Raw genomic sequence first — 18209 nt, forward strand, 5'->3', positions numbered from 1 at the left:
CTTCAGCGACCGTCATGACAGTTTGAGGAAACACCCGTGACGCCTGGGTGACGACCGCGCTCAGGCACCTTCTTCGTGGGCTTTCACCGACTTGGCCGACAAGCGCAGGCTGCGCAAGCTGCGTTTGACGCTCTTGAGGTGGTTGACCAGGCTCGGCCCACGGGCCATGGCCACGCCCATGGCGAGCACGTCGATGACCACCAGGTGGGCGATACGCGAGGCCAGCGGCGTGTAGATCTCGGTGTCTTCCTGCACGTCGATGGCCAGGTTCACCGTGGCCAGCTCGGCCAGCGGCGTCTGCCCGGGGCACAGGGCGATCAGCGAGGCACCGGCTTCACGCACCACGTTGGCGGTGATCAGCAGGTCCTTGGAGCGCCCGGACTGGGAGATGCACACGGCGACATCGGACGGCTTGAGGGTAATGGCCGACATCGCCTGCATGTGCGGGTCGGAATAGGCCGCGGCATTGAGCAGCAGGCGGAAGAACTTGTGCTGGGCATCAGCGGCGACCGCGCCAGACGCCCCGAAACCATAGAACTCGATACGCTGTGCCTGGGAGCAAAGGCCAATGGCCTTTTCCAGTGCTACCGGGTCGAGCTTCTCGCGCACCTCGATCAGGGTATGCAGGGTGGTGTCGAAGATCTTCATGCTGAAGTCGGCGACCGAGTCGTCCTCGTGGATCGCGAACTGGCCGAAGCTCGCGCCGGCGGCCAGGCTCTGCGCCAGCTTGAGCTTGAGATCCTGAAAGCCGCTGCAGCCGATGGCGCGACAGAAGCGCACGATGGTCGGCTCGCTGATGCCCACCAGGTGCGCCAGCTCGGCCATGGAGCTGTGCATGACCGCCGCAGGATCGAGGAGCACATGATCGGCCACCTTGAGTTCCGACTTACGCAGGAGGTGGCGTGACTGGGCGATGTGCTGCAACAAATTCACGGGCAGGGACTCGACTGGCAAAGGATGGTTACGCCGGCTGGCTATTCGAGCGTCACGACTCGGTTATGATCAAGGGACGCCGCCGGGCTGTAGTGATCTTGTAGTTATACTACAAGCCTGGCGACCTCGCACGGACTAACCGAATCGGAGTTCCCATGCAGAGCAATTGCGACATGCTGGTATTCGGCGGCACGGGCGACCTCGCCCTGCACAAGCTGCTACCGGCCCTCTATTACCTGCATCGCGGCGGCCGCCTGCACCGCGGTACGCGCATCCTCGCCCTGGCCCGTAGTTCCCACAGCCGGGCTGCCTACCAGGCCCTTGCCGAGCGCCATTGCCGCGCCCAGGTGGCCCGCGCCGATTTCGACGATGACACCTGGCGCAGCTTCGCCGAGCGCCTGGACTACTTCCCCATGGACGCCTCGCAAAGCGCCGACTTCGGCCGCCTGGGCAAGACCCTGGGCAGCGACCGGGATCGGGTCAGGGTCTATTACCTGGCCACCGCACCGGATCTGTTCGAAGCCATCGCCACGCACCTCAAGGTCGCCGGCCTGGCCGGCGCGGGTGCGCGCATCGTGCTGGAAAAACCCATCGGCCATTCGCTGCAGTCCGCCCGGGCGATCAACGCCGGCATCGGCGCGGTGTTCGATGAATCCCAGGTGTTTCGCATCGACCATTACCTGGGCAAGGAAACCGTGCAGAACCTGATGGCGCTGCGCTTCGCCAATGCGCTGTTCGAGCCGGTGTGGCGGGCCGGGCACATCGACCACGTGCAGATCAGCGTGTGCGAGACCCTGGGTGTGGAAAACCGCGGCGCCTACTACGACAACGCCGGCGCCATGCGCGACATGATCCAGAACCACCTGCTGCAGCTGCTCTGCCTGGTGGCCATGGAGGCGCCGGTGCGCTTCGATGCCGAATCGGTGCGCAACGAGAAGGTGAAGATTCTCGAAGCCCTCAAACCCATCACCGGCCAGGATGTGCGCGACAAGACCGTGCGCGGCCAGTACACCGCCGGCAAGATCGGCGGCCAGGAAGTACCGGCCTACTATTTCGAGAAGCATGTCGACAACGACAGCGATACCGAAACCTTCGTCGCCGTGCAGGCCGAGATCAACAACTGGCGTTGGGCCGGCGTGCCCTTCTACCTGCGCACCGGCAAGCGCCTGGCCCGCAAGACCTCCGAAATCCTCATCCAGTTCAAGCCGGTGCCCCACCAGCTGTTCGGCAACGGCCAGGCCAACCAGTTGCTGATCCGCCTGCAGCCCGAGGAACGCATCAGCCTGCAGCTGATGGCCAAGAACCCCGGCAAGGGCATGCGCCTGCAACCGGTCGAGCTGGACCTGAACCTGGCCGATGCCTTCAACAAGCAACGCCGCTGGGACGCCTACGAGCGGTTGCTGCTGGACGTGATCGAGGGTGACTCGACGCTGTTCATGCGCCGCGATGAAGTCGAAGCGGCCTGGCAGTGGGTCGACCCGATCATCAAGGGCTGGCAACAGCACTACCAGAGTCCGCGCCCCTATGCGGCAGGCAGCAATGGCCCGGAGCAGCTCCAGCACCTGCTGGAACGTCATGGTCGCCAATGGATCGATGAGTCCGAGTAACAGGACAAGCGGGCTGACAATGACAGCCCGCTTGATTGTCATGCGTCATTAATCCTTTTGCATGTAAGCATTCGCCTATCAATAACGCGCTATAAAACCGTGAGCCGATTAATAGCGTTGAATTTAATTTCAACCGGGTGGTTACTGTTCAGGGTTCAATAAATTTATTTACCTGACACTTATCGGAAATATTAAAAATCTATCAGGCAATTTATCCATTTAATATAAAATCTATAAACTTGAAAAACAGACAGTTGCGAATTTTTCGCTAATTCATGATAACTAATTATTTGGGTTTAAATTCCTTAAATTTATAAAATAGAGGTTATTAATTTCGAAAGGTTATTAAGCGTTTCTTTTCATTTGCATCTCAGCCGCTAACTTAAAACCTTGCCGAGTTGGATCCAGTGCAATGTCGCAATGAACTTGCCGGTGAACCACACACAGCTCGCCAATGTTCGGTAGTTAGTAATCAGGAGATGCATCATGGCAGTACAGGCGAAAGTCGCGCCGATTGGCCAACAGGTCACGCAAGCCACCGAACGTACTGTCAGCAATACCCTACCCCTTTCAGAAAGCAGCCATGTGGCGCTCAATATCTCGCCCGATGCAGTCACCAGCTATACCCGCGAAGGGTCGGATCTGATCGTGCAGATGCAGAACGGCGAGGTTCTGCGCATCAGCAATTTCTACGCCCCGGCCGCACAACCCAGCCAGCTGTATCTGGTGGGTGAAGAAGAACAGCTGCTTGCGGTGGACCTTTCCCAGACGGCAGCTTCGGACGGCATCCTGGCCGCTTCCTATGCATCGGAAGGTACGCTTTCCGGCTTTACCTCTCTGACCTCGGTGGCAGGCGCTGCCGGGGGCACCCTTGGCCTGGGTACGGCTGCCGTTATCGGCGGCGTGGCCGTCGCGGGCGGCGTGGCGGTGGCGGATCAGGTGGACCGTCGTAGCGATAGCGGCAATAACGACGATGGCAGCACGACGCCGCCCGTCGACCCGGTGGATCCCGTAGACCCGGTAGATCCCGTAGATCCTGGGGATAATGAGCCGCCCGCCGCTGCCGGCAATCTCCTGCTGAGCCAGGACAGTCGCTTTCTGACGGGGACCGCAGAGCCCGGAGCCCTGGTCAGGGTCGAGGTCGATGGCAGCCTGTATACCGTCACCGCCGATGCCGACGGCAATTTCGTGGTGACATTCCCGGCGGCGCTGACGGGCGGCCAGGCCATTAACGTCGTGGTGGTGGATGCGGCAGGCAATGTCAGCCCCCCGGCGTCCCTCAACGCTCCCTTGGTAACCCAGCCTTCGACGGTAGAGCCGAGCAACGGCGATGAGTTGAGCGGCTCGGCGATAGCCAACGCCACCATCATCCTGATGCGCCCCGATGGCGAAGTGCTCACCCAGACCACCGCCGATGCCAATGGTGACTGGTCATGGATTCCGTCGCCCGCCTGGCCCGATGGCACGCTGATCGATGTGCACACGGTTGCGCCTGGCGGCTTTCGTCCTCCGGTGATCCGCATCGTTATCGACAAGACGCCTCCTGCAGCGCCCACCGTCGAGGCCAGCAATGGCACTCATTTGGTCGGTACCGCCGAGCCCAACAGCACGGTAACGCTGACCATCAATGGCAGTACAACGCTTACCGTAACGGCGGCTGCAGACGGCACCTGGTCTTATCAACCCACCCCCGCATTGACCAACACTACATCCGTCACCATCACCGCCACTGATCGGGCCGGCAATATCAGCCAGCCAACCAGCCTGACCATCGACGCTCAGGCTCCAGATCGGCCGACCATCAGCAATAGCAACGGCACGGTTTTCAGCGGTACCGCGGAAGCGGGTAGCACCGTCATCCTCAGCAACTCCAACGGCGTGATTGGTCAGGCACTGGTCGACGCCAACGGCAACTGGCATTTCACTGCCAGCCCGGCGATCACCAATGGCAGCCAGGTCAGCGTGGTGGCCCGCGACGCGGCAGGAAACGTCGGGCAACCGGAAACCGTGGTGGTGAATAACGCACTGCCCAATGCACCGGTGATCGCGACAAGCAACGGTACGGTGGTTTCGGGCACTGCGGATGCTGGCAGCCTGGTCACTGTCAGTGTCAATGGCGTGCAGATAGGTAGCGTGACGGCAGGACCCAATGGCGCCTGGTCGATTACACCATCGCCTTCCCTTGCCGATGGCACGGTCATCAGCGCCGTCGCCAGCACGTCGGCGGGCACCAGCGCCAGCACTACCCTGATCATCGATGCCGCACAACCGCTGCCGCCTGTGGTTCAGCCGAGTAACGGTAGCGAGCTGAGCGGCACCGCCGAGCCCGGCGGCAAGATCATTTTGATCTACAACAATGGCGAGCTGATCGGGCAGACCGTCGCCGACAGCAACGGCAACTGGAATTTCATCCCTACCCTGCCACTGGCCGATGGCGCCAACATCGAGGTCGTGGTTCGCGATGCCGCCGGCAATACCAGCGATCCCGCCCCGCTACAGATCGACCAGACACCGCCTGCCGCCCCGCAGGCCGAATCCAGCAATGGCAGCACCCTGAGCGGTAGCGCCGAGGCTGGCAGCACCGTAGTGATCACCGGCCCGGGTGGCATCATCATTGGTGAAGCGGTAGCCGACGGCAATGGCGACTGGAGCTTCACACCTGCGACGCCGATCAACAACGGCACGCCGCTGACCATCACCGCCCGCGACCCGGCCGGCAACGTCAGCCCACCCAGCACCGTGGTGATCGACTCCGAGGCACCTGCAGCGCCGACACTCAACCCCACCAACGGCGCACTCCTAAGCGGTACAGCGGAACCTGGCAGTACGGTGATCATCCGTATCGGCACTTCGCCAGTGACCGAGATCGAGGTGCTCGCGGACAGCAACGGAAACTGGAGCTACACACCTGGCGGGCCGATTGGCAATGGCACCTCCATCGACGTCAGCACCCGAGACGCCAGCGGCAATGAAAGCGCCTCCACGACCGGCAGCATCGATAGCAACGCGCCGGCTACGCCAGTGATCCACCCCAGCAACGGTGGCTTGCTGAGCGGCACCGCCGAACCGGGCAGCACCATCACCATCAACATTCCCGGCGCCGCCGAGCAGACCACCACCACCAATGCCAATGGCGTTTGGACCTTCACCCCCGCGACACCGCTTGCCAGCGGCACCACCGTATCGGTCACCGCGACCGACGCGGCCGGCAACCAGAGCCTGGCCGCCGGCCAGACCGTCGATACCACGCTACCGGCGAGCCCGACCATCGATCCAAGCAACGGCAGCCAGTTCACCGGTACGGCCACGGCAGGCGCGCTGGTGGTGCTGAGCGGCCCGAACGGCGCCACCCTGGGCCAGGCCACTGCCGACGGCAACGGCAACTGGACGATCACGCCGCCCACCCCACAGCCCAACGGCACCAGTGTCAGCGCGACGGTGGTGGCCAACGGCCTCAGCAGCGCGCCGGCCATCACCGTGACCGACAACGTCGCGCCGCCGATCCCCACCCTGCAACCCAGCAACGGCAGCCTGCTCAGCGGAACGGCCGAAGCCGGCAGCACGGTGCTGCTGACCGGGCCGGGTGGCGCCGTCATCGGCCAGGCCACTGCCGATAGCCAGGGCAACTGGAGCTTCCAGCCCGGCACGCCGCTGGCCAACGCAACGGTCGTCAACGCCGTGGCCCGCGACGCGGCGGGTAACCAAAGCACGGCGGTCAGCACCACGGTCGACAGCGTTGCGCCGCAAGCGCCGGTCGTCGCCCCGAGCAACGGCACGCGCCTGGCAGGGACGGCCGAAGCCGGCAGCACGGTGATCATCAGCGACAGCAGCGGACGGGTAATTGGCCAGGCGAATGCTGACGCCAATGGCAACTGGTCGCTGAGCCCATCGCCAGCCTTGGCCGACAATGCCACCATCACCGTGGTGGCGCACGACGCCGCCGGCAACACCAGCGCGCCCGCCAGCCTGAGCATCGATGCCGCTGCGCCCGCCACGCCGATCATCGAACCGAGCAACGGCATCATCCTGCGCGGTTTCGCCGAGCCAGGCAGCACCGTCATCCTGCGCGACGCTGCCGGCAACCTGATCGCCGAAGCCACGGCAGGCGCCAACGGCGCCTGGAGCGCGACGCTGACTGCGCAGTTGCCCGATGGCAGCCGTGTCACGGCGGTGGCCACGGACGCGACGGGCAACACCGGCCCTGCCGCCTCCTTGACCATCGATGGCGTGCCACCCGGGGCTCCCACGCTGAACGTCAGCAACGGTACGCAGCTCAGCGGCAGCGCCGAAGCCGGCAGCACGGTGATTCTCACCGGCGCCAACGGTGCAGTGATCGGCCAGGTGATCGCCGACGCGGGCGGCAACTGGTCGTTCACGCCAGCAAACGCCTTGCCCAACGGCACGCCAGTCAACGCGGTGGCCCGTGATGCCGCCGGCAACACCAGCGCCGCCAGTAGCGTGGTCACCGACAGCGTCGCCCCTGCAGCACCCACCGTGGTGCCCAGCAACGGCCAGCAACTCAGTGGCACCGGCGAGGCGGGTAGCCTGCTGGTGATCAGCGTCGGCGGCACGGTAGTCGGCCAGGTAAGGGTCGATGCCCAGGGTAACTGGAGCTTCACGCCTCAAGCTCCGCTGGCCAACGGCGCCGCGGTGAGCATCGTGGCCCGCGACGAGACCGGCAATCAGAGCGCCCCCGTGGGTATCACGGTGGACGCCGTCGCGCCCAACACGCCCACCATCCAACCGAGCAATGGCACCTCGCTCAGCGGCACCGCCGAGGCCGGCAGCACCGTCATTCTGACCGGCCCGGGCGGCGTCGCCATTGGCCAGACAACGGCCGATGGCAATGGCAACTGGTCGTTCACGCCACAGAACCCGCTGCTCGACGGTACCCAGGTCAACGTGGTGGCCCGCGATGCCGCCGGCAATAGCAGCCAGGCAGGCGCCACCGTGGTGGATGCTCAGCCGCCCGCCACCCCGACGATCGCGCCAAGCAATGGCTCGACCCAGCTGAGCGGCACCGCCGAGCCCGGCAGCATCCTGGCGCTGACCATCGGCAATGCCGCACCGGTGACGGTTCAGGTCAATCCGGATGGCACCTGGACCTATCCCCTCAGCAGCCCGCTGGCCAACAACACCCAGGTCTCCGTGGTCGCCCGCGATGCCGTCGGCAACACCAGCCCGCCGGCCACTATCACTGTCGACGCCCAGGCCCCCGCCGCGCCGCTGCTCGACCCCAGCAACGGCACGCAGGTCACCGGTAGCGCCGAAGCCGGCAGCCTGATCACCGTCACCGGCCCCAATGGCTTCAGCCAGACCACCACCGCCGATGCCGATGGCAACTGGTCGATCACCCCGGCCAGCGCCCTGGCGAACGGCACCCAATTGACGGTTACCGCCACCGATGCGGTGGGCAATCAGAGCCTGCCATCCAGCGTGACCGTGGATGCGACCCTGCCGTCGCGCCCGACCATCGAGCACAGCAACGGTACCGAGCTCAGCGGCACCGCCGTGCCGGGGGCCACCGTACAGCTGACCGACGGGGCGGGCACGCCCATTGGCCAGGCGGTCGCCGACGCCCAGGGCAACTGGACCTTCACCCCGCAGACACCGCTGGCCAATGGCACCACCGTCGAGGCCACGGTCACCATCGCCGGCCTGAGCAGTGCAGCGGCCTCCACGGTGATCGACAACGTGGCGCCCAATGCCCCGACCATCGCCGCCAGCAATGGCACGCAACTCAGCGGTACGGCCGAAGCGGGCGCCACACTGATTCTCACCGGTTCGGGTGGTATCAGCATTGGCCAGGCGACTGCCGATGCCAATGGCAACTGGACCTTCACGCCTACGCCTGCCCTGGCCGATGGCCTGGTGGTCACCGCCGTGGCACGGGACGCCGCCGGCAATACCAGTGGCCCGGTCACCACCACGGTCGACGCCCAGGCGCCAGCCACACCGACGATCGACGCCAGCAATGGCCTGCAGCTCGGCGGCACCGCCGAAGCGGGCATCAGCGTAGTGATCACCGATGCTGGCGGCCGCGTCATCGGCCAGACCACTGCCGCCGCCGACGGTACCTGGACCCTGACGCCCTCACCGGCGCTCGCCAACGGCACCGTGGTCAGCGCCGCCGCCCGGGACGCGCTCGGCAACACCAGCGCGACGGTCAGCACCACCATCGATACCGTCGCACCGGTTACCCCGACCATTTCGCCCAGCAATGGCGTGGAACTCAGTGGTACGGCAGAGGCCGGCAGCACGGTACTGATCACAGGTCCAGGCGGTACGGTGATCGGCCAGGCGACCGCCGATACGGCTGGCAGCTGGAGTTTCATCCCCGACACTGCCCTGATCGACGGCACTCAGGTGACCGTGGTGTCACGCGACGCGGCCGGCAATGCCAGCCCATCCGCCAGCACCGTGATCGACGCCCAGGTGCCGGATCATCCCACCCTCAATCCGAGCAATGGCGTGCAGCTCAGCGGTACGGCCGAGGCCGGTAGCACGGTGATCATCAGCGCAGCCGGTGGTGCCCAGATCGGTACCGCGGCTGTCGACGCCAACGGTAACTGGAGCACCACCCTCAGCCCGGCCCTGGCCAATGGCAGCCTGGTCACCGTGGTGGCCCGCGATGCGCTGGGCAATGAAAGCGCGCCCGCCAGCATCCTGGTCGACGCCATCGCACCCGCAGCGCCGGTGATCGCCCCGAGCAACGGTCAGCTCATCAGCGGCACCGCCGAAGCCGGCAGCACGGTGACGATTCGGGTGGCGGGCAACAGCATCGGTACTGCCGTGGCGGACGCCAACGGCAAATGGACCCTGACCCCGAGCACGGCCGTGGGCAACGGCCTCGCCATCACCGCCACGGCAACCGATGCAGCCGGCAACGTCAGTGCGCCAGCGGCAGCCGTCACGGTCGATAACCAGGCGCCAGCACAACCCACCATTCAGCCAAGCAATGGCGTTACCTTGAGCGGTACCGCCGAAGCCGGTAGCACGGTCATCATCACCGGCGCGGGCGGCGTGGCCATCGGCCAGGCAATGGCCGACGGCGCAGGCAACTGGTCGTTCGTGCCGCCGCTGGCGCTCGGCAACAATACTCCGGTTCAGGTGGTGGCCCAGGATGCCGCCGGCAACACCAGCGCACCGGCCAACCTGGTGATCGACGCCGCCCCGCCCGCCGCCCCAGTGGTCCAGCCGAGTAACGGCGTGCAGCTCAGCGGTACTGCAGAAGCAGGCGCCACGGTGATACTCACCGGCCTGGGCGGGGTGATCATCGGCCAGACCACCGCAGGCCCCGGCGGCGCCTGGAGTTTTACCCCAACGACGCCGTTGCAGCATGGCACCCTGGTCAGCGTCAGTGTCCGGGATGCCGCAGGCAATAGCGGAGCGCCCTCTGCCGTTACCGTCGATGCCATCGCGCCCGCCATACCCACCATCGAGGCCAGCAACGGCTTCTCACTGCGCGGTACCGCCGAAGCGGGCAGCACGGTAACCCTCACCGCCAACGGCAATACCATCGCCACCCTGACGGCCGATGGCAGCGGCAACTGGACCTTCACCCCAGGCACCGCCCTGGCCAATGGCGTGGTGGTCACGGTCAGGGCCGAGGACGCCACCGGCAACCAGAGCCCCGTGGCCAGTACCACGGTCGACAGCATCGCGCCGCTCGCACCTGTCATCGCCGCGAGCAATGGCGTGTCGCTCAGCGGTACCGCCGAGGCGGGCACCACCGTACGCTTGAGCGTGGCCGGCGTGCAGATCGACGAGGTAGTCGTCGACGCCAACGGCCACTGGCAGACCACCCTGACACCCGCGCTGGCCGATGATACCGAGGTCACTGCCATCGCCGTGGACGCCGCCGGCAACCAGAGCGGCACTGCCCGCGTGACCGTCGACGTTTCGGTCCCCGACCTGCCCGAGGTATTGCCCAGCAACGGCAGCGTGCTCAGCGGCACGGCGGAGCCAGGCAGCACCATCACCATCCGCGTCGCGGGGCAGGCAGACGTGCAGGTCAGCACCGATCCCGTCATCGGTGCCTGGTCACAAACCTTTTCACCCGCCATCCCCGACGGCACTTCGGTCAGCATCACCGCCACCGACGCCACCAACAACGTCAGCGCGCCGGCCATCGTGGTGATCGACAGCGTGGCCCCTGCACTGCCCACCATCGCGCCCAGTAACGGCAACCTGCTGACCGGCACCGCCGAAGCCGGCAGCACGGTGATCCTCACCGGCCCGGGCAATATCCAGATCGGCACCACCACCGCCAATCCCGACGGCACCTGGAGCTTCACACCGCAGACGCCGCTGACCAACGGCACCCTGGTGACGGTGGTGGCACGTGATGCCGCCAACAACACCAGCCCATCGGCCAGCACCACGGTCGACAACGTGGCGCCTGGACTGCCCAGCATCCAGGCCAGCAACGGCACAGTGCTCGCCGGCACGGCCGAAGCCGGCAGCACGGTGGTGCTTACCGGCCCGGGGGGTGTACGCATCGGCACGGCCACCGCCGACGGCAACGGCGCCTGGACCTTTACCCCGAGCCCGGCGCTCGCCAATGGCGTGGTGGTAACGGCAGTCGCCAGGGATGCGGCCGGCAACAGCAGTGCAGCGGTCACCACCACGGTCGATGCCCTGGCACCCAATGCGCCAACCATTCAACCGAGCAATGGCGTCTCGCTCAGCGGTACCGCCGAGGCGGGTAGCACCGTCATTCTCACCGGCCCGGGTGGCGCATCCATTGGCCAGGCAACCGCCAACGCCAGTGGCAACTGGAGCTTTTCGCCGGGCACTGCCCTGGCCAATGGCACCGCCGTCACTGCCGTGGCCCGCGACGCCGCGGGCAATACCAGCGGTTCGAGCAGCACCACCATCGATAGCATCGCGCCTGCTAACCCGACCATTCAGCCCAGCCGAGGCGTCGTGCTTACCGGCACGGCCGAGGCCGGCAGCACCGTCGTGCTCACCGGCAGCAATGGCATACCCATCGGCACCACGACCGCTGCCGCCAACGGCGCCTGGAGCTTCACACCGCAGGCACCGCTGGCCAATGGCACCGTGGTCAATGCCGTGGCACGTGATGCGGCTGGCAATACCAGCGGCTCGGCCAGCACCACGATCGACAGCCAGGCACCCACTGCGCCGAGCAACCTGTTCGTCAGCGCCGACGGCACCCTGCTTACCGGTACCGCCGAAGCCAATACCCAGGTGCGTATCGTGGTGAACGGCAATGTCGCCAACCCGATCACGGTGACGGCCAGCGCCGCAGGCACCTTCGCCGCCGTACTGATCCCGGCGCTGGTGGCAGGCCAGGCGATCGCCGTGACCGCGACCGATGCAGCGGGCAATGTCAGCGCCTCGGCGGGCACCAATGCACCCAACCTGTCGGCACCGATCATCAGCGTGGCGGAAGCCCTCGACACCTACATCAACGCTGCCGAAGCGGCCGACGGCATTCAGGTACGCGTCGGCCTGGCCACCGGTGTGCGCGCCGGCGACACCGTCACCCTCACCTACAGCGGTAGCGGTGGCTATACCTTCAACCAGAGCCATACCATTACCGCTGCCGAAGCGCTGGCGGGCAACGCCGTGGTTTCGGTGGTGCCGCCAACGGGCAGCTTCCCGCAAGGCGCGGCGTCGGTCACGGCGCATATCAACAACGGCGCCAACTCCCAGGCGGCGAACTTCACCGTCGACACCATCGCGCCTTCGTCACCGGTGCTGAACCTGGTCGGCAACCTGCTGACCATTTCCGCCGAGCCGAACAGCGAGCTGACCGTGCGCATCGACCTGGGCGGCACCGTCGCCACTGCCACGGTCACCGCCAACAATGCCGGGCTGGCTTCGGTGAACCTGCTGAGCGGGCTGAACATCGGCCTGACCTGGGACCAGCTGCTCAGCGCCCAGGTGTCCGTCTCGGCCAAGGACCAGGCAGGCAACCAGAGCAATGTGGTCGCCCTGGGCCTGGGCGCCAACTTGCAACAGCAGCCGATCACCCTGGGTAACCTGGCGGTGGACGCCAACCTCAGCCTGCTGAACCTGCCAGCCGCCCGGCTCGGCGTCAGCGGCAAGACGGTGGCGGGTGCGGCCCTGGCGGTGGAGGTGTTGACGCCGGCGGGTTATATCGCCCTGGCACCGCTGGCCGCCGATGCCAACGGCAACTTCTCCATCAACCTGCTCAGCCCCAGCGTGCTCAGCCAGCTCGGCCTGTCGCTGACCAACATCCTCAACCTGGGGCCGGACCTGGCGCTGCGTATCACTGCCACGTCTGCGGGCAAGACCAGCGGCGTCTACACCCTGGATCTCGATCCGCTCGGCCTGCTCGGCCTGACCATCGGCACCGTGCGCGTCGACGGTACGGCGGCCGACGACATCCTGTCCGGCAGCGCCACCATCGCCAACGAGCGGATCTTCGCCGGAGCCGGCAACGATCTGATCCTCAACGTTGCCGCGGGTGATCGGGTGGACGCCGGTGCCGGCAACGACACCATCCAGATCCGCGCCACCAACTTCGGCAGCGTCGACGGTGGCGCCGGTTTCGACACCGTGGTGTTCGATGGCGGCATCGACATCAACTACGGCGCCGCCGGCATCGGCACCTTCAGCAACATCGAGCGCATCGACCTGGGCACCGGTGATTCGGGCAGCACCCTGACCCTCACCGCCGCCGCGGTGGATGCCATGACCGACTCGCGCAACGTCCTGCAGATCACCGGTGAGAGCAACGACACCCTGATGGTCAGCAGCAGTGCCGTGAAAGGCGGGACGCAGTTGCTGGAAGGCATCGTCTATGACGTCTATACCTACGGAAACACCACGCTCCTGGTGGAAGAGAACACGGTACAGGTTGTGGTCAGTTGATAGGGAAGTCGTCGTACCGTATGCACACACCTCATTGTCGATGGGCCGCGCGCCTGGCCTTCACCCTGTGGCTGCCGGCCTCGGCCATGGCCATGCCGCTGGACCAGGCCGTGCGCAGCGGCCTGGCGATCCACCCCCAGGTACGCGCCGCCGTGGCCGAAGCCGCGCGCGCCGAAACCGAGGTGAAGATCGCCAAGGGGGGTTACTACCCCTCGCTGTCGTTGTCCGGGGGGCCGCAGGAGTTCGATATCGGCGAGACCGTCTACGACGTCACCGTCTCGCAGATGCTCTACGACTGGGGCCGCATCGACAGCCAGGTGGACAGCGCCAAGGCGACCCAGCGCCAGCTCTCGGCCAGCGCCGAGGTGACCCGCGAAGACGCCGCCCTGGATATCGTCGAAACCTACCTGGACGTGCTGGTCGCCCAGCGCCGTATCGACGCGGTGCGCCGGCATGTCCGCCTGCTCGACGACATTCGCGCGATGACCCAGGCACGCGGCGCCGACGGCTACTCCGATCGCAGCGAGCAGGACCGCGCTGGCCTGGAAATCGCCCGTGCCCAGGAGCAGCTGGCCCTGGAAAAAGGTGCCCTGCTGGATGCCGGCAACCAGTTCGCGCTGCTGGTTGGGGCGCCGCCGGAGGGCCTGGCCGAACCGCGCCCACAATCCATGCAGCGCTACCTGGCGACCCGCGACATGCTGCGGCTGATCACCGGCTCGCCGCTCTACCAACGGGCCCTGGAAGACACCAACCTGGCCCAGGCCGAGCTGCGTGGCACCAAGGCGGCCTTGCTGCCACAACTGAACCTCGAGGCCTCGGCCACGCGGCGGGAGATCGGTGGGCGCCTGCAGAACGATTCGATGGTCAACCTGCGCCTGCGCATGGATACCCTCCAGGGCCTCTCCAACTTCCAGCGCCCCACCGCGGCCGCGCAGCGCCTGGAGTCCGCCAGCTGGGGCCAGGACGCCATCCAGCGCGACATCCGCCGGCAGTTGCAGAGCCTGTTCGATATCGGCGATTCGCTGCTCTGGCGCGAGCACGCCCTGGCCGTGCAGGTGCGCGATTCCGAGCAGGTCGGCGGCCTGTATCGCGAGCAGTTCGAAGTGGGCCGCCGCGACGTGATCGACCTGCTCACCGTGCAGCGCGAGCGCTTCGAAGCCGAGCGCCAGCTGATCGTGCTGCAGGTCGAGCGCCTGCGCCTGGAATACCGCGCCGCCGCGCAGATCGGCCTGCTCGGCCCCTTGCTGGAGAACGGCCTGAATGGATCCTGACACGCTGACCACCCCGGGCAAGAGCCAGGACCCGCTCCGCCAGGGCCTGGTGCTGCTGTGTCGGCAACTCGGCCGCCCGGTGACCGACGCCGAACTGGCCGACGGCATCGCCCTGGAACAGGGCCGCCTGCCGCTGCGCATGGTGCCCCGCGCCCTGCGCCGTGCCGATATCGTCGCCCAGGTCAGCGAGGAACGACTGCAACGTATCGACGGCTACCTGCTGCCCGCCCTGCTGCTGCTCAACGATGGCCGCTGCGTGGTGCTGGTCGGCCAGCAGGGCGAGCAGGCCGAGATCCTCGTGCCGCACAGTGATGGCGGCGTGCAGCAGTTGCCGGTGGCCGATCTGCAGCCGCTGTACAGCGGCATGGCGGTATTCGCCAAATGCCGCTATCGCCCGGACGGGCGCGCCGAGGAGTTCGCCAGCCCGAGCCGCGAGCACTGGTTCTACGGCGCGCTCAAGCGCCTGCGGCGTTCCTATGTGGAAGTGGCGGTGGCGGCCTTTATCGCCAACCTGCTGGCCATCGCCGCCGCGCTGTTCGCCATGCAGGTCTACGACCGCGTGGTGCCCAACGCGGCCTTCGACACCCTGTGGGTGCTGGCCAGCGGCGTGGCCCTGGCCATCGTCCTGGAAAGCCTGTTGCGCGGGCTGCGCGCGCACCTGCTCACCACCCTGGGCAAGCGCCTGGATCTGCAGCTGTCGTCGTTGTTGTTCGAGCGCGTGCTCAACACCCGCCTGGGTGCCAAGCCGGCGTCGGTGGGTGCCTTCAGTACGCAGATCCGCGAGTTCGAGTCGGTGCGCGAGTTCTTCACTTCGTCGAGCGCGGCGGTGATCAGCGACCTGCCCTTCGTGTTCATCTTCCTGCTGATCATCGCCCTGATCGGCGGCCATGTGGTCTGGGTGCCGGTGGTCGCCGCCGTGCTGATGATCCTCCCCGGCCTGCTCGCCCAGGGTCGCCTGGCGCGGCTGTCACGGCAGAACCTGCGCGAGGGCTCGGTGAAAAACGGCATCCTGCTCGAAGCCATCGAGCATCTGGAAACGGTCAAGGCCAGCCGCGCCGAAGGCCGCTGCATGCACCTGTGGGAAACCCTCACCGCACAGCTCGCCGGCAGCGCGATGAAGACCCAGACCCTGACGTCGGCGCTCAGCTACGGGGTCAGCACCGTGCAGCAGCTGTGCTACGTCGGCGTGGTGGTGTTCGGCGTGTACCGCATCAGCGACGGTTACCTGAGCATGGGCGCCCTGGTGGCCTGTTCGATCCTGGCGGCGCGCACCATTGCGCCGCTATCGCAGATCGCCGGCATTCTCGGCCGCTGGCAACATACCAAGGTCGCCCTCGAAGGCCTGGACCAATTGATGACCGGCCCGGTCGAGCGCCCGGCCGGCCAACGCTTCGTGCGCAAGGAACAGCTGGCCGGTGACTACCGCCTGGAGCAGCTGCGCCTCGCCCATGATGACGCGCCGCCCATCGTCGACATCAACGCCCTGAGCATCCGCGCTGGCGAGCGGGTCGCGCTGCTGGGCGGCAACGGCGCCGGCAAATCCACCCTGCTGCGCCTGCTCGCCGGGCTGCTCGACCCGAGCGCCGGGCGGGTGATGGTCGACGACATCAGCCTGACCCAGATCGACCCGGCCGACCGCCGCCGGCATATCGGCTACCTGCCCCAGGACATCGCGTTGTTCTACGGCACCCTGCGCGACAACCTCAACCTGGAAGGCGCGGCAGTCAGCGACGAGGAGCTGTTCGAGGCTCTCGACGGCGTCGGCCTCGGTGCCTGGGTGCGCGCCCATCCGCTGGGCCTGGACCTGCCCATCCAGGGCAACGCCAGCCTGTCCGGCGGCCAGCGCCAGGCGGTCGGGCTGGTGCGCGTGCTGGTGCAGGACCCACCCATCGTGCTGCTCGACGAGCCCACCTCGTCCTTCGACCAGACCAGCGAGAAAAACGTGGTCGAGTACCTGCAACACTGGGTCAGCGGTCGCACCCTGATCCTGGTGACCCACAAGAAGGTCATGCTCTCGCTGGTCGAGCGCGCGGTGGTAATGCGCCAGGGCCGGGTGATCATGGATGGCGCCCTGGATCAGGTGGTGCAGGACAACCTGGTGAACGCGCCGCAGGAGCCGCGAGGAGGCACTCATGCCGTCCAATGACCGGCTGCGCCGGCAGCTCGACGATCCCCTGCTGAGCGCCACCCATCCGCTGTTCCGGCCCCTGCTGTGGACGGTACTGGCCACCGTGCTGCTGTTCATCGCCTGGGCGGCCTGGGCCGAACTCGATGAAGTGACCCGCGGCGACGGCCGGGTGGTGCCCTTCACCCGCATCCAGAAGATCCAGAGCCTGGAAGGCGGCATTCTCGACCGCCTGCTGGTCGGCGAAGGCGATCTGGTCGAGGTCGGCCAGCCCCTGGTGCGCCTCGACGAAACACGCTTTCGCACCTCCTTCCAGGAGTCGGCCAACCAGTCGGCGGCGTTGCGCGCCACCATCGCCCGCCTGGATGCCGAAGTGCTGGGCAAGGAGCGCATCGACTTCCCCGAGGACATCGATCCCGCCAGCGCCCTCGCCCGCTCCGAGCAGGAGCTGTTCAAGTCGCGGCGCGACAAGCTGCAGGACGGCATCAGCGCCATCAACCGCCAGGTGCGCCTGGCGCAGCAGCAGCTCAACCTGGTCGAGCCGCTGGTGGCCAAGCGCGCCGTGAGCCAGATGGAAGCGCTCAAGCTCAGCCAGGAAATCGCCACCCTCAACGGCAAGCTCAGCGAGCTGCGCAGCAGCTATTTCCAGGACGCCTACACCGAGCGGCAGAGCAAGCAGAGTGAGCTCAGCGCCCTGGAACCCATCGTCCAGCAGCGCCAGGATCAGCTGCGCCGTACCGAGATCCTCTCGCCGGTGCGTGGCCGGGTGAATACCGTGCTGATCAACACCCGCGGCGGGGTGATCCAGCCCGGCGAGCCGATCATGGAAGTGATTCCGGTCGAGGACCGGTTGCTGATCGAAGCGCGCATCAAACCCCGCGACGTCGCCTTTCTGGTGCCGGGCATGCCCACCAAGGTGAAGATCACCGCCTACGACTACAGCATCTACGGCTACCTGACCGGCACCCTGGAGCAAATCAGCGCCGACACCATTTTCGAGGAAACCGCCCAGGGCAAGGAGTTCTACTACGAGGTACTGATCAAGACCGACGGCAGCCAGCTCAAGCGCCGCGACGAAATCCTGCCGATCATCCCCGGCATGGTCGCCGAAGTGGACATTCTCAGTGGCAAGCGCACGGTGCTGAACTACCTGCTCAGGCCACTGCTCAAGGCCCAGCTTTATTAGACCCTGCTCACGATCTTTCTGGGCAGGCGTACGGGCAACTACAAGGCGGAAGCGGCCGCTCCCAGCGTAGGGTGGATAACGCTCTTTTTGTCCACCATTGCGATCGCAGAGCGGTGGACGGGTCGGGCCGCGTAGGTAAAGCGTCGTCCACCCTACGAAAGGCCACTTGCGCCACATAGCAGTCGACCCGGATAAAGCGGGTATGAAGACCGTAAGCGGGT

6 protein-coding genes are annotated in these 18209 nt (G+C 66.3%); 5 read left to right on the forward strand and 1 reads right to left on the reverse strand.

Features of this window, described 5'->3' with window-relative positions:
* Window positions 1–60: 60 nt before the first annotated feature.
* Window positions 61–933: a transcriptional regulator HexR gene (gene hexR / locus K8U54_RS09815; protein ID WP_249909953.1), complete on the reverse strand. Its 873-nt coding sequence runs from the start codon at window positions 931–933 to the stop codon at window positions 61–63.
* A gap of 155 nt (window positions 934–1088) precedes the next feature.
* Between hexR and zwf the strand changes: the two genes are divergently transcribed.
* The 5 genes from zwf to K8U54_RS09840 all read left to right on the forward strand — a co-directional run bounded on the left by zwf (window position 1089) and on the right by K8U54_RS09840 (window position 17988).
* On the forward strand, window positions 1089–2540 hold the full coding sequence (gene zwf, locus K8U54_RS09820; RefSeq protein ID WP_249909954.1) for a glucose-6-phosphate dehydrogenase: 1452 nt from the start codon (window positions 1089–1091) through the stop codon (window positions 2538–2540).
* Between the two features lie 486 nt (window positions 2541–3026).
* Complete coding sequence (locus K8U54_RS09825; protein WP_249909955.1) at window positions 3027–13406, forward strand: Ig-like domain-containing protein; 10380 nt, start codon at window positions 3027–3029, stop codon at window positions 13404–13406.
* Between the two features lie 20 nt (window positions 13407–13426).
* Entirely contained in the window at window positions 13427–14677 is a 1251-nt protein-coding gene (locus K8U54_RS09830) for a TolC family protein (RefSeq protein ID WP_249909956.1), read from the forward strand.
* A complete protein-coding gene (locus K8U54_RS09835) occupies window positions 14667–16823 on the forward strand; it encodes a type I secretion system permease/ATPase (protein ID WP_249909957.1) in 2157 nt (718 codons plus the stop codon). The genes K8U54_RS09830 and K8U54_RS09835 overlap by 11 nt, the downstream gene beginning before the upstream one ends.
* Window positions 16810–17988 carry an HlyD family efflux transporter periplasmic adaptor subunit gene (locus K8U54_RS09840; RefSeq protein WP_249909958.1) on the forward strand — a complete coding sequence of 393 codons (1179 nt, stop codon included), beginning with the start codon at window positions 16810–16812 and terminating at the stop codon, window positions 17986–17988. Before K8U54_RS09835 ends, K8U54_RS09840 begins: the two co-directional genes overlap by 14 nt.
* The last annotated feature ends 221 nt before the right edge of the window (window positions 17989–18209 follow it).

The organism is Pseudomonas fulva (genome assembly GCF_023517795.1).
GTDB lineage: Bacteria > Pseudomonadota > Gammaproteobacteria > Pseudomonadales > Pseudomonadaceae > Aquipseudomonas > Aquipseudomonas fulva_D.

What these genes read in the sequence shown, in the direction of transcription:
- zwf (WP_249909954.1), top strand. Translation starts at nt 1,089, where the DNA reads ATGCAGAGCAATTGCGACATGCTGGTATTCGGCGGCACGGGCGACCTC.
- K8U54_RS09825 (WP_249909955.1), top strand. Translation starts at nt 3,027, where the DNA reads ATGGCAGTACAGGCGAAAGTCGCGCCGATTGGCCAACAGGTCACGCAA.
- K8U54_RS09830 (WP_249909956.1), top strand. Translation starts at nt 13,427, where the DNA reads ATGCACACACCTCATTGTCGATGGGCCGCGCGCCTGGCCTTCACCCTG.
- K8U54_RS09835 (WP_249909957.1), top strand. Translation starts at nt 14,667, where the DNA reads ATGGATCCTGACACGCTGACCACCCCGGGCAAGAGCCAGGACCCGCTC.
- K8U54_RS09840 (WP_249909958.1), top strand. Translation starts at nt 16,810, where the DNA reads ATGCCGTCCAATGACCGGCTGCGCCGGCAGCTCGACGATCCCCTGCTG.